A 15766-nucleotide genomic window follows, 5' to 3' on the forward strand; every position below is an offset into this window, starting at 1 on the left:
CTCGGTAACGCCGTGGCAACTTCGAAAAGTTTCGCTATACTGGTTCGCGACGAAGCCGCGACAAGCCAGGGAGGGTACAGGTTGCCGCTTTCCAAATACTTCAGGCTCGAGGCGCTCACGCTCATCGCGTTTCTGGCCACCATTCCCATCTACTCGCCGAACCAGCTGCTCTTCGAGACCGGCGTCTTCGACGTGCCCACGTTCATGGCGCCCTTCGCGAACACGATGCTTTGCGCGACGCTCGTGCTGGGTGCTGCCGCCGCGCTGGCCTCGGGGCGCCGCCGCCCCGAAAGGCTCTTGGGCCGCGGCTGGGTGGTGGCCGGCGTGGCCGCCTATCTGGCAGGCTACGTCCTGCTCATAGCCGCGGCGGCGCTGCCGGGCGTGGGCACGGGGGCCGCAGGCGCGCTCTCGGGCTTTCTGCTGGCGGCGGGCACCGTGGAGCTGGCGGTGCTGTGGGGCAGCTACATGGCCGCCTACGACCTGCGCCAGGCGCTTTTATGGTGCGCGCTTTCCGTGGGCTGCGCGGCGCTCGTGGGGCTTCTGCTGTCCTCCACCACCTTCGGCGTGGGGCTCATCGTGTTCGTGGTGCTGGTGTTGACGAGCTTCCCCGTGCCCTGCCTGGCGGCGTGGAAGCGTCCGCGGGACGGCGCGCGCCCGGGAGATCTGGGCGGCGGGGCCAAGGCGGCTGGTGCGGCATCGTCCGTGCGGGAGGCGGCGGAATCTTCGGCTCCCACGCGCCGGGCGCGGCTGGCGTCTTTGGCCTCGGTGGCCGGCATGCCGCTGGCGGGCCTCATGGTGTTCGCCTTCATGATGGGGGCGCGGAAGTTCCTCCTGTTCGACGTTGTGAACATGGAGCTGCTCGGCTGCGCGCTGGGGGCCGTGGTGGCGCTGCCCATCTGCCTTCTGCGCACGACCCGGCCGCTCACCACGCTCATCTACCGCATGCTCGTGCCCGCGTTCGCCTTGGTGCTCATCGTGCTGAACAGCTTCCCCGGCGCCACGATGCCGATGTTCTTCGCGGCGTGGCTCACCTACGTGTTCTACGGGGCCGTGGCCATCCTCGCCCTGGCGAGCCTGGCGGCCGTGGCCCATGCCGGGGAGTTCTCGGCCGGCGCGGTGTTCGGCACGGCGGTGGCGGCCTTCGCGCTGTTCTCGCTTCTGGGCCTGGGGTGCGCGCCCACCGCCCCCTTCCAGGAAGAGGGCGGCGGCCCGGTGCTCTTGGTGGTGAGCACGTTCTACTTCGCGGGCGTCATCGCGGCGGCGCTCTGGGGCTTTTGGCGCGCGGGCGCAGGCGAGCGTGCATCCGACGAGGGGCTCGGTGTGCGGGCGGCCGGCGCGGGGGCCGACGCGCAGGCCCAAGGCGTGCAGGCGCGCTGCGAGGCCCTGGCCGACGAGGTCGGCCTCACGCCGCGGGAACGCGAGATCCTAGGCTATCTGGGCCGCGGCCACGGCATCGCTTTTGTGGCCGACACGCTTGTCATCTCCGAGTCCACCGTGCGCACCCACGTGAAGAGCATCTACAAGAAGCTCGGCGTGGGCGGCCGCGAAGAGCTGCTCGCGAAGGTGGACGAGGGCTAGGGGCGCACGCGCGACTTCCCGGCAAGTGCTCGCACTGCCCCTGCGATTTCGGGGGCCGTATTCACCAGGACGTCCGCCCGGCTGAGCTCGTCTGGCGTTCCGAACCCGTAGGTGCAGCCAACAAAGGGAATGTTTCCGCGCACGGCCACCTCCTGATCGTGGCGCCGGTCGCCGACCATGAGGTGGGGCTTCGGGTATCGTACGCAAATCTGCCGGTAGATCTGCCACTTCTCCAACCCTTCGAAGTCTTCGGCGCACCAGGCGCCGGCGAACAGGTCACCGAGGCCGAATGCGGCAAGATGCTCGTCGCGGTAGGAGCCGCTGCAATTTGAGAGGAACACGAGCGTGCACCCCCTCTCGCGCAGGGATTCCAACATGGCTTTCGCACCGGGGTACAGGCGCCCTGCGCCCGCTGCGAGCAAGCGGCGCATCTCCTCTCCGACGGCGGCTGATGCGCGCCGCCATATCGCTTCGGGGAGATCGGGCATGAAGGAAGCCCACATGGCGGCAGGGGAATATCCGAGCCACGAGGCGATCTCCTCATCGGAGAACGTACGCGGGGCGGCCCACCCGTCGGTTACCAAGGCGGCATAGGCGCGGCGAAACGCCGGTCCGTACAGATGCATGGAATCGTGGAGTGTGCCATCGTAGTCGAAAAATACCGTGCCGCCCATGAGCGCCTAGCCTTCGATTTCCCGCAGAAGGTTGACCATCTCGATGGCCGACGTGGCGCAGTCGAATCCTTTGTTGCCCGCCTTGGTGCCCGCCCGCTCGATTGCCTGTTCGATTGTGTCGGTGGTCACGATACCGAACATAACGGGCACCCCGCTTTCCAGCGATACGTGGGCGATGCCCTTGGCGGCCTCGTTGCAGACCAGGTCATAGTGGCTCGTGGCGCCGCGGATGACGGCGCCTAGGCAGATGACGGCGTCATAGCGGCCCGATTGCGCCATCTTCTGCGCGGCAAGCGGTGCCTCGAAAGCGCCGGGTACCCAGACGATGTCGACGTCCTGCTCGTGCACGTTGTGACGCAAAAGACCGTCCATGGCGCCCCCGATCAGCTTAGATGTGATGAACTCGTTGAAGCGGGAGGCCACGATGCCGACCTTGATGTTCTCCGATACCAGCTTCCCTTCGAATACCGTCATGATGATCCTTTCTCACGCGTAGGTTTCCTTAGTCGAGATGCGCAGGCGCTAAGACGCCTGGCGTTCCTCATCGAAGTACAGCAAATGCCCCATCTTCTCCTGCTTGGTACGCAGGTAGAACTCATCGTGGCTGGTCAGAGGCATTTGGATGGGCACGCGTTCGGTTATCTGCAGCCCGAAATCACCCAATTGGTACACTTTGTCGGGGTTGTTCGTAAGCAGTCGCATGGTCTTTACGCCCAGCTCGCGCAGAATTTGGGCGCCGATGTAGTATTCTCGCAGGTCGCCCGCAAAGCCCAGGGCCAGGTTGGCCTCCAGGGTGTCCATGCCGGCATCTTGCAGCTCGTAGGCGCGCAGCTTGTTCACAAGCCCGATGCCGCGTCCTTCCTGGCGCATGTACAGCACCACCCCGCGCCCTTCGGCTTCCACCTGGGCCATCGCCGCGGCCAGCTGTTGGCCGCAATCGCAGCGCAGGCTGCCGAAGGCATCGCCGGTGAGGCACTCGGAATGCACGCGCACCAGCACATCGACGCCGTCTCCGATGTCGCCCTTCACCAGGGCCACGTGGTGCTCGCCGTTCAACTTGTTCACGAAGGCGTGGGCGCGAAACGCCCCGTAGCGCGTGGGCATTGCCGTATCGGCCACTTCCACCACGTGGCATTCGTGCTTCTTGCGGTAGTCCTGGAGCGCCTTGATGGAGATGAACTTCAAATTGAATTGCCGGGCGAGCTCTATCAGCTCGGGCGTGCGCATCATGGTGCCGTCTTCGCGCATGATCTCGCAGCACAGGCCGCACTCCTCAAGGCCGGCCAGCCGCATCAGGTCCACCGTGGCCTCGGTGTGGCCGTTGCGCTCCAACACGCCGTTGGCCTTTGCCATCAGCGGGAACATATGGCCCGGTCGGCGGAAGTCGGACGGGCGGGCGTCGGGTTTCACCACAGCGCGCGCGGTCAGCCCTCGCTCTGCCGCCGAGATGCCCGTTGTGGTGTCAACGTGGTCGATGGACACGGTGAAGGCGGTTTCGTGGTTGTCGGTGTTCTCCGTGACCATTTGGGGAAACGCCAGCTTCTGGCACAGTTCGACGGACATGGGCATGCAAATGAGCCCCTTGCCGTGCACGGCCATGAAGTTCACGTTCTCGGTGGTGGCGAACTGCGCTGCGCAGATGAAATCGCCTTCGTTCTCGCGGTCGGGGTCGTCGGTGCACAGGATGATCTTGCCCGCGCGCAAATCATCCAGCGCCTCTTCGATCGTGCTGAACTGGAATGGCTTGTTCTCTTCCATGGGTGCTCCTTCGTTAGAATCCATGCGCTGTCAGAAATGCTTGGGTGATACCGTCGCCCTCGGCAGTCGCGGATGGAGGGGGCAGGGGGGTGCCGAGGAACCGTTCGACGTACTTCCCGACCATATCAGTTTCGAGGTTCACTTCATCGCCAACGTGCTTGAGGGAAAGGGTCGTCTCGGCCCGGGTGTGGGGGATGATGGACACGGCGAAATCGGCGTCGGTCAGGCGCGCCACCGTGAGGCTGATGCCGTCGATGGCGATGGATCCTTTCATGATGACGTGGCGCAGGGTGGCCGCATCGGCGCCGATGGTGTACCACACGGCGTTGTCGTCACGCTGGATACGGCGAATCGTGCCCACCGCGTCGATGTGCCCCGACACCAAGTGCCCGCCGAATCGACCGTCGGCTGCCATGGCCCTCTCCAAGTTCACGGGGCTGCCGGCATGCAATGCGCCGAGGTTGCTGCGTCGCAAAGTCTCGTGCATGACATCTGCGCTGAACTGGGTCGCTCCCAGCGAGGTGACGGTGAGGCAGACGCCGTTCACTGCGATGGAGTCGCCCAGCCGAGTTCGTTCGAGCACGGTGCGCGCGTCAATGGACAGAACGGCCGAATGGGCGCCCCGGCGCAGCGCCCTTACGGTGCCGATTTCCTCTACAATGCCGGTGAACATGGGATCGCCTCGCTTTCGACCGAAGGGGAAACGGCGCATTCTAAGAGCAGGTCGGGCCCAAGTGCGGTGATCGTGGGGGAGGAAAGGCAAAGCGCGTCGGCGGGCAGCGCCACGCCCCGGCCTGCCACCGGCCCTAAAGCGCCTGCTCCCCCGAAAAGCTTCGGGGCGATATAGGCTTGCACGCGGTTCGCCAACCCGCCGTCGATGAAGGCGCCGTGCAGCGCAGGGCCGCCTTCGACGAGGATCGAGTCGATGCCCAAGCCGCCCACGTGATCGAGAAGGGCCGGCAGGTTCACCGCGCCGTTGCCCTCCTCCGCCGGCGGCGATACCCAGACGGAACATCCGGCCTCACGCAGGGCGCCTGTGCGCTCGGCGCTCGCCTGCGGCCCCACCGCCACCAGCGTCGGTATCTCTTCGGCTGTCCGCACGAGCGACGCATCCAGGGGCAAGCGCCCCTGGGAATCGACCACGATGCGCAGCGGCTGCCGCCAGGGACCGCCTTCCAGGCGGCAGGTAAGCGCGGGGTCATCGGCCAGGGCGGTGCCGATGCCCACCATGATGGCCGCGAACCGATGCCGGTCGCGATGCACCCGCTCGCGTGCTTCGGGCCCGGTGATCCATCGAGATGCCCCTGTGCGCGTGGCCGCTTTCCCGTCCAAGGTCATGGCGTATTTCAACACTACCAAGGGGCGCCCGGTGGTAATGAAGTGGAAGAATACCTCGTTGAGGCGCCGGCACCTCTCTTCCAGAACCCCCGTCTCCACTACCGTGGCCGCCTCGCGCAGCTGCGCGCACCCTTGGCCCGCCACCAACGGGTTCGGGTCGAGGGCGCCCACGACGACGCGGGCAATGCCCGCTTCCAGGATGGCGTCGGTGCAGGGCGGCGTTTTGCCCCAATGGCAGCACGGCTCCAGCGTGACGTACAGGGTGCTTCCGGCGGGGTCTTCGTCGCATACGGCCAGTGCCTCCCGCTCCGCATGGGGCTGGCCGCATGCGGTGTGCCAGCCCTCGCCGATGATGCGGCCGTCTTTCGCGATAACGGCACCTACGAGTGGGTTTGGACTGGTCCAGCCAGTCCCTCTCTCGGCAAGCGCCAGCGCACGGGCCATGAAAGCCTCGTCGCGTGCGTGCTGCTCTAACTTCTGGGACATCGATCACCTCCAACGCATCGCTGCGACCTTCGGGCGCCACTTCCGAAAAGATGAGCGGACGATTGCGAAAAAAGCCCTGAAACCAAAAGGTTCCAGGGCTTCTAGCAGTCCGACGCGCTCCGCTGGGGAGCACTGCCTATCTTCTTCCATCCAGACTGTAACTGTCGGCTTCGGAGTTTCACCGAATCAGCCGCAAGCGCAAGGCTTGCGGGTCGTGGGCTGTACCACCGGTGGGGACTTTCACCCCGCCCTGAAGATCATGTTCAATTGTTGACCGATCATAGTACTTTACAGAAGCCCGCGCAACCCACGAATTGGGAAATCTGTGGATACCGTCAGCGATTGCTCGGGACGCGGGGGCTTCTTTCCAGGGGCGCGCCGCAACCGAACATCCGACAAATCTGGCGATGTGCTCGGCCTCTGCGTGCGCCCCTTCCGTAGAAAAACCGTGCAGCGCGGCAGCCGGGTTTTCCCGTGCGCGCTCCTTGTGGTACCATGAACCGCTGTTGTATTCGTGTTTCGAAGGGACTTAATTCATGTCAGGGCATTCTAAGTGGGCAACCACCAAACATCGCAAGGCCGCGCAGGACGCTAAGCGCTCGGCTCTGTTCTCCAAGCTGGCTCGCAACATCACCGTGGCCGCCAAGGAGGGTGGCGACCCGAACCCCGACAACAACGCGTCGCTGGCCGCCGCCATCGAGAAGGCCAAGGGCTACTCCATGCCCAAGGACAAGATCAAGACTGCTATCGACAAGGCCTTCGGGAGCGGCAAGGACGCCGCCAACTACGAGACCGTGATCTACGAGGGCTACGGCCCGGCCGGTGTGGCGGTGCTCTGCGAGGCGCTGACTGACAACCGCAACCGCACCGCCGCCGATGTGCGCGCCGCCTTCTCCCATTCCGGCGGCAACCTGGGCACCTCCGGTTCCGTGGCGTTCCAGTTCGAGCGCAAGGGCCAGATCGTGGTGTCCAAGGAAGTGGAGACCGGCGACAAGAAGAATCCCGTGGGCCCCAACGGCGCTGCGGCCGATGAAGAGGAGTTCATGCTCGCCGTGGCCGAGGCCGGCGGCGACGACTACGAGGACGCCGACGAGGAGTGGGTCGTGTCAACGGCCCCGTCCGACCTCATGGCCGTGGTGAAGGAGCTGGAGGCCCAGGGCATCCAGGTGAAGGGCGCCGAGCTCATCATGGTTCCCACCACTCCCACCGAGGTGTCCGTGGCCGATGCCAAGAAGGTCATGCGCCTCATCGACAAGCTGGAGGAGCTGGAGGACCTGCAGGCGGTGTACCACACCATGGACATCACCGACGAGATCGCCGAGGCGCTCGACGAGTAGTCGCTGACGTTCTCATTTTCCCATTGCGCTGTGTGCGGGGCGCCGGGCCGGAGGGCTCGGCGTCCCGTTTCCGTTCGGGGTGCCGTCTGCGCCTCGCAACAGGATGGAAACACAGGGCCGGGGAAATCTGCTAGGGTGGAGGGCAGGCAACCGCGTCGGTTCCACGGATCGTTCTGAGGATCTGGCGCACGGAAAAGGAGGCTCCATGGGTTTTCTCGAAGGTAAGACCGCCATCATCACCGGCGCCGGCTTCGCGGCGCTGAAGGACGGGAGCGCCGGCTCCATCGGCTACGGCATCGCCACCGCCTATGCCAAGGAGGGCGCGAACCTCGTCATCACCGGCCGCAACGCCAAGAAGCTGGAGACGGCCAAGGAGAAGCTGGAAGCCGAGTTCGGCATCAAGGTGCTCTGCGTGGCCGCCGACGTGAATGCCGGGGCCGACAACGCCGCCGTGGTGCAGAACGTGGTGGACCAGGCCATCGCCGCGTTCGGCCGCATCGACGTGCTCGTGAACAACGCCCAGGCCTCCGCTTCCGGCGTGACCCTGGCCGATCACACGACCGACCAGTTCGACCTGGCCATCTACTCGGGTCTGTACGCCACCTTCTACTATATGCAGGCGTGCTATCCGCACCTCAAGGAAACCAAGGGCTCGGTCATCAACTTCGCTTCCGGCGCGGGCCTGTTCGGCAACTACGGTCAGTGCGCCTACGCCGCCGCCAAGGAGGGCATTCGCGGCCTGACGCGCGTGGCCGCCACCGAGTGGGGTCCTGACGGCATCAACGTGAACGTGGTGTGCCCGCTTGCCTGGACCGCTGCCCTGGAGAACTTCCAGGAGGCCTACCCGGAGGCCTTCGAGGCCAACGTGCACATGCCTCCCATGGGCCACTACGGCAATGTGGAGACCGAGATCGGGCGCGTGGTGGTGCAGCTGGCGAACCCCGACTTCAAGTTCATGAGCGGCGAGACCCTCACCCTGGAAGGCGGCATGGGCCTGCGCCCGTAAGACGCGATCCTGAGCCTGCGGGCCCGGCCGGTCGGAAAAGTTTCCGCCTGCGGGTCAAAGGTTCTTGCAATCAGCAAACATATGTTCTATGATAAGCCCCACTTGCATACAGAAAGTGGGGCTTATCCTTTGGCTGGCGAGGCGCGCATCATATTGGGAATCGACCCGGGTTTGGCCCATACGGGCTGGGGAGTCATCGAACAGTGCGGGCCACGGCTGGGTTGCGTGGCCTACGGGTGCGTGGCCACTGCTTCCGATGCGCCCCTGGCCGAGCGGCTGCTGAAGATACACCATCAGGTGGGGGCCGTGATCGAGCGGTTCCGGCCTTGCTGCGTGGGCATCGAGACGGTGTGGTTCGGCAACAACGTGACGGCGGCCTTCGCCACGGGGCAGGCCCGGGGAGCGGCGCTTGTGGCCTGTGCCGAGATGGGGCTGGCCGTGGGCGAGTACTCGCCGAGCCAGATAAAGCTGGCTGTGGTGGGCGAGGGCACTGCCGAGAAGGAGCAGGTGCAGTACATGGTGCGCCACCTGCTGAAGCTTGATCGCGACCCGGAGCCCGACCATGCGGCCGACGCCTTGGCCGCGGCCATTTGCTATACGACCCACGAGACGGGGAGGTTCGCATGATAGCGTTTCTAAGCGGGGAGGTGGCGGCGGTACTGCCGCCGAGCACGGCCTACATCGACGTGCATGGCGTGGGCTATGCTGTGGCCATGCCCGGGGGCGATCTGGGCAAGTTGGAAGTGGGCAAACAAGTGCGTGTGCTCACCTACCTGTCGGTGACCGACAATGGCATCGGGTTGTACGGCTTTCTCTCCGAGGAGGAGAAGATGCTGTTCGAGAAGCTCATCGGCGTGTCGAAGGTGGGGCCGAAGATGGCCCTGTCGGCACTTTCGGCCTTCACGCCCGGTGAGCTGGCCGATGCCATCGCCGCCCAGGACATCGCCCGGGTGTCGCATATTCCCGGTGTTGGCAAGAAGACGGCCGAGCGCATCATCTTGGAGCTGAAGGGAACCTTGGAGCGCGGACTGGAGACGTTGTTCGACAGCGCAGAGACCGGGGCCACCTCGATGGCCAATGCGGCGCTTACGGGTGCTACCGAGGCGCTGCTTTCCATGGGATTTACCTCGGCCGAGGCCGAGGTGGCTTTGAAGGGTGCTCCCGAGGGTGCCACCGAGGGCGCGCTGCTACAATATGCGTTGAAACGTTTGGGAAGTCGATAGCGATAGGCAATCATGGCATTTGATCTGGACATAGAGGGCATCGGATACATAGCCGAGAGCGGGGCGTCCGCCGGGCGCGCGACGGCCGAGGGGCGCGAGCGGGCCGTGGCGCCCACCTTTACCGAAGACGACTTGGAGCTCGATTTCTCGCTGCGCCCGAAGCGGCTGGACGACTACCTGGGCCAGACCAAGGTGAAGGAATCCCTCGGCATTATGATCGAGGCGGCCCAGGCCCGCGGTGAGGCGGCCGACCACATCCTGCTCTCGGGCCCTCCCGGCCTGGGCAAGACCACCCTGGCCACGGTGGTGGCCAACGAGCTGGGGGCCTCCATCCGCACCACCTCGGGGCCGGCCATCGCTCGCACGGGCGACTTGGCTGCCATCCTCACGAACCTCGAAGAGGGCGATGTGCTGTTCATCGACGAGATCCACCGTCTGAACCGCATGGTGGAAGAGGTGCTGTACCCGGCTCTCGAGGACTTCGAGCTGGATATCGTGGTGGGCAAGGGGCCGGCGGCCCGCTCCATTCGCCTTGATCTGCCGCGGTTCACGCTGATTGGGGCCACGACGCGCACGGGTCTGCTGACGGGCCCTCTGCGCGACCGCTTCGGTGTGGCCTTCCGCTTGCAATACTACACGGCTGAGGAGCTGGCCCTCATCGTGACCCGCTCGGCCTCCATCCTGAATGTGGATATCGACGGAGAAGGGGCGCTTGAGATCGCGCGGCGGTCGCGGGGCACGCCGCGTCTGGCCAATCGTCTGCTGAAGCGCGTGCGCGACTGGGCCCAGGTGCGCGGCGACGGCGCCATCACCGAGGACGTGGCCGCCGAGGCGCTCACCTTCTTCGAGGTGGACCACCTGGGGCTGGACGCCGTGGACAACCGGCTTCTGGAGGTGCTTTGCGTGCAGTTCACCGGCCGTCCCGTGGGGCTCACCACTTTGGCGAGCGCCCTGGCTGAGGATCCCGATACGGTGGAGGACGTGTACGAGCCCTACCTCATGCAGCAGGGCCTCATGATGCGCACCCCCAAGGGGCGCCAGGCTACGCCCGGTGCCTGGGAGCATCTGGGCCTCACCCCTCCCGAGCTTTAGGAGACGCCATGTTCGAGCAAGATTATCTGATGCGCATTATCGCCCAGCTCATGGGGGCCATTCGGCGATCCATGGAGCGGGCGGCGGGGGAAGAGGACCCCGACGGGGCCGCGCGTATGCTGGACATGGCCGTGGGGGAGGCCACCGATCTGGATGGAGAGGCGCTGCTGTCCCTGGCCCCCGAGTCCATGGCCGCCATTCTGCAGGTATCCGGCGTCGATCCGCACCTGACGGAGCATATCGCCCGCAGCCTCCTGCTGTCGGCGCGCTACTACGGCGAGGCGGGCAACGGCGAGATGGCCGCCCTGCGCTCGAATCAGGCCCAGGCCCTGGCCGCCGCTTTTGGGCATGAGCTGCTCGCGGAAGCGGTGACCGATCAAGAACTTGAGGCTTTTCTTGAGGAGGCGGCAGAATAGCGGGAATTCCTCGCGAAAAACTGCGCAACTTAGCGTATAGTGATGAAGCGCTCCTAAATGGGGAGCTGGGGCTCTCGGGCCCGTGTTACTATCCCCTCTCGTAAGACGGGAGGGAGGAAAGAGGAAAGCATCATGGCGGAAGGCACTGTCAAGTGGTTCAACCCCGAGAAGGGCTACGGCTTCATTTCTCAGAACGACGGCGAGGATCTGTTCGTTCACTTCTCTGAGATCAAGATGTCGGGCTTCAAGACCCTCAACGAGGGCGACGCCGTTACCTTCGAGGTGACCGAGGGCCAGAACGGCAAGCTGCAGGCGAGCAACGTGGAACGTCTCTAAGCTTTAGATACTCCATCAACGCCGAAGGGCTCCGGAATTTCCGGAGCCCTTCTTTTCATGGGTCTTCAACCCAGCCCTCTGCGCGAAGCGCGAGAGGCAGAGAACCACCCGCTATGCGGGTGGGGGACAACAGGCGCTATGCGAAATCGCCCTTCTCCCTACAATGGTGATTGCTCAGGTCACCATTGTTTCGAGAGAAAGGCGAAGTCATGGCGCAACAAGCAAACAGCCTGTCGCACACGAAGTGGCTGTGCAAGTACCACATCGTGTTCGCACCAAAGTATAGACGGAAGATAATCTACAGCCAATACCGCGAGAGCATAGGCGAGATACTGCGGAGGCTGTGCTCGTACAAGGGAGTCGAGATAATCGAGGGGCGCCTCATGCCCGACCACGTCCACATGCTGGTCAGCATACCTCCCAAGATGAGCGTGTCGAGCTTCATGGGGTACCTCAAGGGCAAGAGCTCGCTCATGATCTTCGAGAAGCACGGCAACCTCAAGTACAAGTTCGGCAACAGGAAGTTCTGGGCCGAGGGATACTACGTGTCGACCGTCGGCCTGAACGAGGCGACGATAGCCAAGTACATCAGGGAGCAGGAGGCCCACGACCAGGCGCTGGACAAGTTGAGCGTCAAGGAGTACCAGGACCCGTTCGCGAGGTAGCCGCTTCCAGCGGCCGCGAAGGCGGCAAGGGCAATCGGACCTGAGCGGAGCGAAGGGCGGCGCCTTGAGACGCCGCCCGTTCTCCCTTGGGGTTACACCCCCAGAGCAAACCACCCGCTATGCGGGTGGTCATGATTTGTGCGCGGCAGGTCCCTGCTGGGTGGCGGCAAGAGCTTGTCCTTGCCCTACGAGGGCGGCGGGGCTACCTCCCGGGCGGTGCTCCGGACGATGAAGGGCGGCAAGGGCGTGGTCCTTGCCCTGCGGGGGCTGGGAAGGCTGGTCGCTTGCCCCGCGAAGGGGTTGCCACGGCTTACCAGGCGGGGCGGGGTAGCTGGCCCGTGTCCCAGGAGAGGAAGGCCCACTGGACGGGGCGGGGCTCGCGCAGGCGCAGGGGCTTTTCCACGCTCCCGTGATGGTCGTCGGCCCCGGCGTTCTCGTTGGGCACGAGGTTCTCTTCGACCCATCTAGGAAGCCGATCGAGGGCCGCGGTCAGAGCGGCGGGGTCGGCCTCGGGGGCGGCGAACTTCTCGATCATGGTGAGGAGGGAAGCGGTAGCCTCCTCGGCGCTGTCGTAGGTGCGCACGCGGTGGCTGGCAATGAGGCGCACTTCGGGCTGGTAACCCATCTGGGTGAGAATGAGCAGGGCGTAGAGGTGATCGTAGTTCTTGCGTACCGGCAGTCCGAGGGCCTCAAGCACACGGGGATCCACATGGGGCGAGGGGCCGGTGGCGAGGGTGGCGCAGGCCCCTCGCCGCGCCACGGCGGAGAGCTTCGCCAGGGAATCGCCCAGGTCGGCCGTGGAAAGCGATCGCGAGGCCACGGCCACATCGACGCAGTTCTCGCCGAAGCCGGTCGCCTCCCAGTCGTCGGCCCAGCTGAGGCGCACGGGACGGATGCGGTCGGCCACGGCCCGTGCCGCGGCCTTGGCGGCCAGGTCGCCTAGCATGCCCTGGGAGAAGTCGGCGGCGATGACCTCGTGGCCCGCTGCGGCCAGGGGCAGTGCCAGGGCGCCGTTGCCGCAGCCCATGTCGAACACGGTTTCGCCGGGCTTCAGGGCCGCCAGGGCGAGGAACTGGTCGGTGTAGGCCGACGGCGCGTCCCGAGTGCTGAAGGTGGGTGCCCGCTTGTCCCAGTAGGCGGCGCTATCCGGGGGTCGGCGCCGCTTCTGGAGCTCCTTCCATTCCCCGTTCCAGTCCGTGGTGGTCAGGAGGGGGGCGAAGTCGTCGAATTCCATACCGTTCCTTCCGCGAGGGATAGGGCGCACTTGTAGGTTCCTTGGGAGGTTCGCCGAAGCCATGGCGCCCGCGATGTTCCCACCCATTATACTTCTCGGGAACCATGTCAGGTGCTTTGCCGTTCTTCCAAGCGAGAAAGAGCGTAGAGGAAGTGCCCGGTGTTCCAACCGAGCGAGTTCCGCAGCGACTCGAACAGGACTTAATGTCCTGTTCGACAAAGCGAGGACTGTTTGAGCGAATTGGAATGCCGGGCGATTCCGGCCGGCGGAGAGCCGCAATGAGAAGAGCGCGAACGACGAGCAAGGAGAGCCCCATGCAGGTAGAGTTGCTGTACCACACCCCCGATCCCGAGCGCGCCATCGCCACGGCGGCCCGTCTGTGCTACGCGCCGGTGGGCGCCAGCGAGCTCATGGAGACCATGGCCCCCGAGCAGGTGCACTCGGTGCTGTCCACCATCATGGGATCTGGGCACTTCTCCACCCTGGAGCACGCGAGCTACACCTTCGCCGTGGACGGCGTGTCCCGGGCCCTTACCCATCAGCTGGTGCGCCACCGCATCGCCAGCTTCAACCAGCAGTCCCAGCGCTATGTGAAGTTCAAGGGCGAGATTCCCGTGGTGAAGCCGGCCAGCGTGGCCGCCGATCCTGAGACGGACGCCCTGTTCGACGAGGCCATCGCGAAGGTGACCGAGGCCTACCGCGTGCTGGTGGAGGCCGGCGTGCCCGCCGAGGATGCCCGCTATCTTTTGCCCAACGCCGCCGAGACGAAGATCGTCATCACCATGAACGTGCGCGAGCTGCTGCACTTCTTCGAGCTGCGCTGCTGCAATCGCGCCCAGTGGGAGATTCGCGATCTGGCCTGGAAGATGCTGGAGTTGGCCCGGCCCACGGCGCCGTTCATCTTCGCCGATGCCGGCGCGCCCTGTGTGCACGGCACCTGCCCCGAGGGCAAGATGACCTGCGGCGCCCCCTTCCCGCGCGTGGACCGCGCAACGCTGAGCCTCTAGGCGGCTCAGCCCGGCCCCGGCTGCCGGGGCGCCTTGAGCGAGATACCGTGAGATACCGAGAGCGAAAAGAGATACGAAGAACCCATGGCGAAGCAGAAGAGCGATCTGTCCCGCGCGTTTTCCGAGGACGGGGCCGTTAAGACCCACGTGGGCGGTCAGGCCCTCATCGAGGGCGTGATGATGCGCGGCAAGTACAACTGGGCCGTGGCCGTGCGCGAGCCGAGCGGCGCCATCTACGTGGAAGAACACGACCTGGCCAGCGGCCAGGATAAGAACGGCTGGATGTACTGGCCCCTCGTGCGCGGCTGCCGGGCGCTCGTGGAATCGCTCATGCTGGGGTTCAAGGCCCTGGAGATCGCCGCGCTGCACGCCTTCGGCGACGAGGAGGGCGAGCAGAAGGCCGTCGCCGAGGCGGCTTACGTGGAAGCCGAAGCGGAGCTTGAGGGCGCGGAGGCCGTGGCCGCGGAAGAGGAGCACCGCACCGAGCGCGAGGCCGCCCGCGACGGCGCGGGCCCGGGCACGCGGGGCGCCGACGGCGACGGCCGCCCCTTCGACTGGCGGCGCGACTTCGGCAACCCGGACGAGATGGTGGACGGCCTGGGCGCCCAGCGCACCTTAGAGGTGGTAGAGGGGCCGGCCGCCGAGGGCGCCTACGAGCCTGTTGGCTGCGCAGGGGCCGCTGCCGGCGAAGTTGCCGCCCCCGACGCCTCGGCGAAGAACGACAGCGAGGAGGCCGATTTCGGCCACCGCGAGATGGTGTTCTCCATGGTGGTGGGCCTCGTGCTGGGCGTGGTGCTGTTCATCGTGGCCCCGGCGGCTGTCACGAACCTCATCGTGGGGGAGTACGACGACCATACACTGGCCTGGAACATCGTGGACGGCCTTCTGCGCGTGGCCGTGTTCGTGTTCTACATCTGGCTCATCGGCCGCATGGAGGACATCCGGCGCATGTTCATGTACCACGGCGCCGAGCACAAGGCCATCCATTGCTTCGAGCACGGCCTGCCCATGACCCCGGAGAACGCCCGGCAGTTCCCGCGCCTGCACGTGCGCTGCGGCACGGCCTTCCTCATCATGGTCATGGTCATCGCCATCCTCGTGTACACCATCTTTCCCTTGAACGCCATCATTTCCGGCTTCGGGGTGCCCGACGGCCTGCCGAAGCTGGCCCTGGTCATCGTGGCCCGCATCGTGCTCATGCCCGTCATCGCCGGCATCTCCTACGAGATCACGGTGAAGTGGGCTGGCAGCCATCCTGACAACCCGCTCGTGAAGGTGATCCTGTGGCCCGGCATGCAGATGCAGTACCTGACCACCCACGAGCCCGACGACAGCCAGATGGAGTGCGCCATCGCCGCCATGCAAGCTGTGCTCGACCGCGAGGATGCGGAGAAGGCGCCGACCGCGATCGACGCCTGACTGGCCATGGTCGTCGCCCATTAAGGCTGGACTGAACGAGGGTTCGGCTCGGCTGCGGCAAGGGTGCGGCCCTTGCCCTGCAAGGCGATGGGAAGTGGCATCCGAAGTCTGTTGTAGATTACGATCGAGGTCGGCAGCGCGCTCGGGCTGAAGAGTTGCCTTCGTTGCGAGGGCAACTCTTCAGGAACCCGCCGATC

The 15766-nt window shown here is 65.4% G+C and carries 17 protein-coding genes and 1 riboswitch; of the genes, 11 read left to right on the plus strand and 6 right to left on the minus strand.

The window, feature by feature from the left end:
- The first annotated feature begins 81 nt into the window (after positions 1 to 81).
- Complete coding sequence (locus tag ACTOXK_RS00075; protein ID WP_482277478.1) at positions 82 to 1578, plus strand: response regulator transcription factor; 1497 nt, start codon at positions 82 to 84, stop codon at positions 1576 to 1578.
- Here ACTOXK_RS00075 and ACTOXK_RS00080 read toward each other — a convergent pair.
- Genes ACTOXK_RS00080 through ribD form a run of 5 tightly spaced genes read right to left on the minus strand, consistent with a single transcriptional unit; the run spans position 1575 to position 5834 of the window.
- On the minus strand, positions 1575 to 2252 hold the full coding sequence (locus tag ACTOXK_RS00080; protein WP_482277477.1) for an HAD family hydrolase: 678 nt from the start codon (positions 2250 to 2252) through the stop codon (positions 1575 to 1577). The two genes, ACTOXK_RS00075 and ACTOXK_RS00080, sit on opposite strands and share 4 nt — an antisense overlap.
- Positions 2253 to 2258: 6 nt before the next feature.
- Positions 2259 to 2726, minus strand: a complete 468-nt coding sequence (ribH, locus tag ACTOXK_RS00085) for a 6,7-dimethyl-8-ribityllumazine synthase (protein ID WP_482277476.1) — start codon at positions 2724 to 2726, stop codon at positions 2259 to 2261.
- Positions 2727 to 2774: 48 nt separating this feature from the next.
- Positions 2775 to 4010 carry a bifunctional 3,4-dihydroxy-2-butanone-4-phosphate synthase/GTP cyclohydrolase II gene (locus ACTOXK_RS00090; RefSeq protein ID WP_482277475.1) on the minus strand — a complete coding sequence of 412 codons (1236 nt, stop codon included), beginning with the start codon at positions 4008 to 4010 and terminating at the stop codon, positions 2775 to 2777.
- A 13-nt stretch (positions 4011 to 4023) separates the two neighbouring features.
- Positions 4024 to 4683 carry a riboflavin synthase gene (gene ribE / locus ACTOXK_RS00095; protein WP_482277474.1) on the minus strand — a complete coding sequence of 220 codons (660 nt, stop codon included), beginning with the start codon at positions 4681 to 4683 and terminating at the stop codon, positions 4024 to 4026.
- Positions 4665 to 5834, minus strand: a complete 1170-nt coding sequence (gene ribD, locus ACTOXK_RS00100; RefSeq protein ID WP_482277473.1) for a bifunctional diaminohydroxyphosphoribosylaminopyrimidine deaminase/5-amino-6-(5-phosphoribosylamino)uracil reductase RibD — start codon at positions 5832 to 5834, stop codon at positions 4665 to 4667. Before ribD ends, ribE begins: the two co-directional genes overlap by 19 nt.
- A gap of 134 nt (positions 5835 to 5968) precedes the next feature.
- A riboswitch (FMN riboswitch) is annotated at positions 5969 to 6096 on the minus strand.
- A 274-nt stretch (positions 6097 to 6370) separates the two neighbouring features.
- Between ribD and ACTOXK_RS00105 the strand changes: the two genes are divergently transcribed.
- From ACTOXK_RS00105 to tnpA, 8 genes are all read left to right on the plus strand, one after another.
- Positions 6371 to 7171, plus strand: a complete 801-nt coding sequence (locus ACTOXK_RS00105) for a YebC/PmpR family DNA-binding transcriptional regulator (RefSeq protein WP_482277472.1) — start codon at positions 6371 to 6373, stop codon at positions 7169 to 7171.
- Positions 7172 to 7376: 205 nt separating this feature from the next.
- On the plus strand, positions 7377 to 8177 hold the full coding sequence (locus ACTOXK_RS00110; protein WP_482277471.1) for an SDR family NAD(P)-dependent oxidoreductase: 801 nt from the start codon (positions 7377 to 7379) through the stop codon (positions 8175 to 8177).
- Positions 8178 to 8258: 81 nt separating this feature from the next.
- Positions 8259 to 8804, plus strand: coding sequence for a crossover junction endodeoxyribonuclease RuvC (gene ruvC, locus ACTOXK_RS00115; protein ID WP_482277470.1), 546 nt, complete (start codon positions 8259 to 8261; stop codon positions 8802 to 8804).
- On the plus strand, positions 8801 to 9400 hold the full coding sequence (ruvA, locus tag ACTOXK_RS00120; protein WP_482277469.1) for a Holliday junction branch migration protein RuvA: 600 nt from the start codon (positions 8801 to 8803) through the stop codon (positions 9398 to 9400). Before ruvC ends, ruvA begins: the two co-directional genes overlap by 4 nt.
- 12 nt (positions 9401 to 9412) lie before the next feature.
- Positions 9413 to 10492 (plus strand): Holliday junction branch migration DNA helicase RuvB, encoded by a 1080-nt coding sequence (gene ruvB, locus ACTOXK_RS00125; RefSeq protein WP_482277468.1) that lies wholly within the window; start codon positions 9413 to 9415, stop codon positions 10490 to 10492.
- Positions 10493 to 10500: 8 nt separating this feature from the next.
- The gene (locus tag ACTOXK_RS00130; RefSeq protein WP_482277467.1) at positions 10501 to 10908 is read left to right on the plus strand and encodes a hypothetical protein; all 408 of its coding nucleotides are present in this window, start codon (positions 10501 to 10503) and stop codon (positions 10906 to 10908) included.
- A gap of 132 nt (positions 10909 to 11040) precedes the next feature.
- The gene (locus ACTOXK_RS00135) at positions 11041 to 11244 is read left to right on the plus strand and encodes a cold-shock protein (RefSeq protein ID WP_016309120.1); all 204 of its coding nucleotides are present in this window, start codon (positions 11041 to 11043) and stop codon (positions 11242 to 11244) included.
- A 209-nt stretch (positions 11245 to 11453) separates the two neighbouring features.
- Positions 11454 to 11909: an IS200/IS605 family transposase gene (gene tnpA / locus ACTOXK_RS00140; RefSeq protein WP_482277466.1), complete on the plus strand. Its 456-nt coding sequence runs from the start codon at positions 11454 to 11456 to the stop codon at positions 11907 to 11909.
- Between the two features lie 310 nt (positions 11910 to 12219).
- Here tnpA and ACTOXK_RS00145 read toward each other — a convergent pair whose 3' ends face one another.
- Positions 12220 to 13143, minus strand: a complete 924-nt coding sequence (locus ACTOXK_RS00145) for a class I SAM-dependent methyltransferase (RefSeq protein WP_482277465.1) — start codon at positions 13141 to 13143, stop codon at positions 12220 to 12222.
- A 314-nt stretch (positions 13144 to 13457) separates the two neighbouring features.
- Here ACTOXK_RS00145 and thyX point away from each other — a divergent pair, with 314 nt between their 5' ends.
- Positions 13458 to 14150: an FAD-dependent thymidylate synthase gene (thyX, locus tag ACTOXK_RS00150; RefSeq protein WP_482277464.1), complete on the plus strand. Its 693-nt coding sequence runs from the start codon at positions 13458 to 13460 to the stop codon at positions 14148 to 14150.
- Positions 14151 to 14234: 84 nt separating this feature from the next.
- Complete coding sequence (locus ACTOXK_RS00155; RefSeq protein WP_482277463.1) at positions 14235 to 15569, plus strand: DUF1385 domain-containing protein; 1335 nt, start codon at positions 14235 to 14237, stop codon at positions 15567 to 15569.
- Positions 15570 to 15766 lie beyond the last annotated feature (197 nt).

Source organism: Adlercreutzia sp. (assembly GCF_056795635.1).

What these genes read in the sequence shown, in the direction of transcription:
- ACTOXK_RS00080 (WP_482277477.1), bottom strand. Translation starts at nt 2,252, where the DNA reads ATGGGCGGCACGGTATTTTTCGACTACGATGGCACACTCCACGATTCC.
- ribH (WP_482277476.1), bottom strand. Translation starts at nt 2,726, where the DNA reads ATGACGGTATTCGAAGGGAAGCTGGTATCGGAGAACATCAAGGTCGGC.
- ACTOXK_RS00090 (WP_482277475.1), bottom strand. Translation starts at nt 4,010, where the DNA reads ATGGAAGAGAACAAGCCATTCCAGTTCAGCACGATCGAAGAGGCGCTG.
- ribE (WP_482277474.1), bottom strand. Translation starts at nt 4,683, where the DNA reads ATGTTCACCGGCATTGTAGAGGAAATCGGCACCGTAAGGGCGCTGCGC.
- ribD (WP_482277473.1), bottom strand. Translation starts at nt 5,834, where the DNA reads ATGTCCCAGAAGTTAGAGCAGCACGCACGCGACGAGGCTTTCATGGCC.
- ACTOXK_RS00105 (WP_482277472.1), top strand. Translation starts at nt 6,371, where the DNA reads ATGTCAGGGCATTCTAAGTGGGCAACCACCAAACATCGCAAGGCCGCG.
- ACTOXK_RS00110 (WP_482277471.1), top strand. Translation starts at nt 7,377, where the DNA reads ATGGGTTTTCTCGAAGGTAAGACCGCCATCATCACCGGCGCCGGCTTC.
- ruvC (WP_482277470.1), top strand. Translation starts at nt 8,259, where the DNA reads ATGTTCTATGATAAGCCCCACTTGCATACAGAAAGTGGGGCTTATCCT.
- ruvA (WP_482277469.1), top strand. Translation starts at nt 8,801, where the DNA reads ATGATAGCGTTTCTAAGCGGGGAGGTGGCGGCGGTACTGCCGCCGAGC.
- ruvB (WP_482277468.1), top strand. Translation starts at nt 9,413, where the DNA reads ATGGCATTTGATCTGGACATAGAGGGCATCGGATACATAGCCGAGAGC.
- ACTOXK_RS00130 (WP_482277467.1), top strand. Translation starts at nt 10,501, where the DNA reads ATGTTCGAGCAAGATTATCTGATGCGCATTATCGCCCAGCTCATGGGG.
- ACTOXK_RS00135 (WP_016309120.1), top strand. Translation starts at nt 11,041, where the DNA reads ATGGCGGAAGGCACTGTCAAGTGGTTCAACCCCGAGAAGGGCTACGGC.
- tnpA (WP_482277466.1), top strand. Translation starts at nt 11,454, where the DNA reads ATGGCGCAACAAGCAAACAGCCTGTCGCACACGAAGTGGCTGTGCAAG.
- ACTOXK_RS00145 (WP_482277465.1), bottom strand. Translation starts at nt 13,143, where the DNA reads ATGGAATTCGACGACTTCGCCCCCCTCCTGACCACCACGGACTGGAAC.
- thyX (WP_482277464.1), top strand. Translation starts at nt 13,458, where the DNA reads ATGCAGGTAGAGTTGCTGTACCACACCCCCGATCCCGAGCGCGCCATC.
- ACTOXK_RS00155 (WP_482277463.1), top strand. Translation starts at nt 14,235, where the DNA reads ATGGCGAAGCAGAAGAGCGATCTGTCCCGCGCGTTTTCCGAGGACGGG.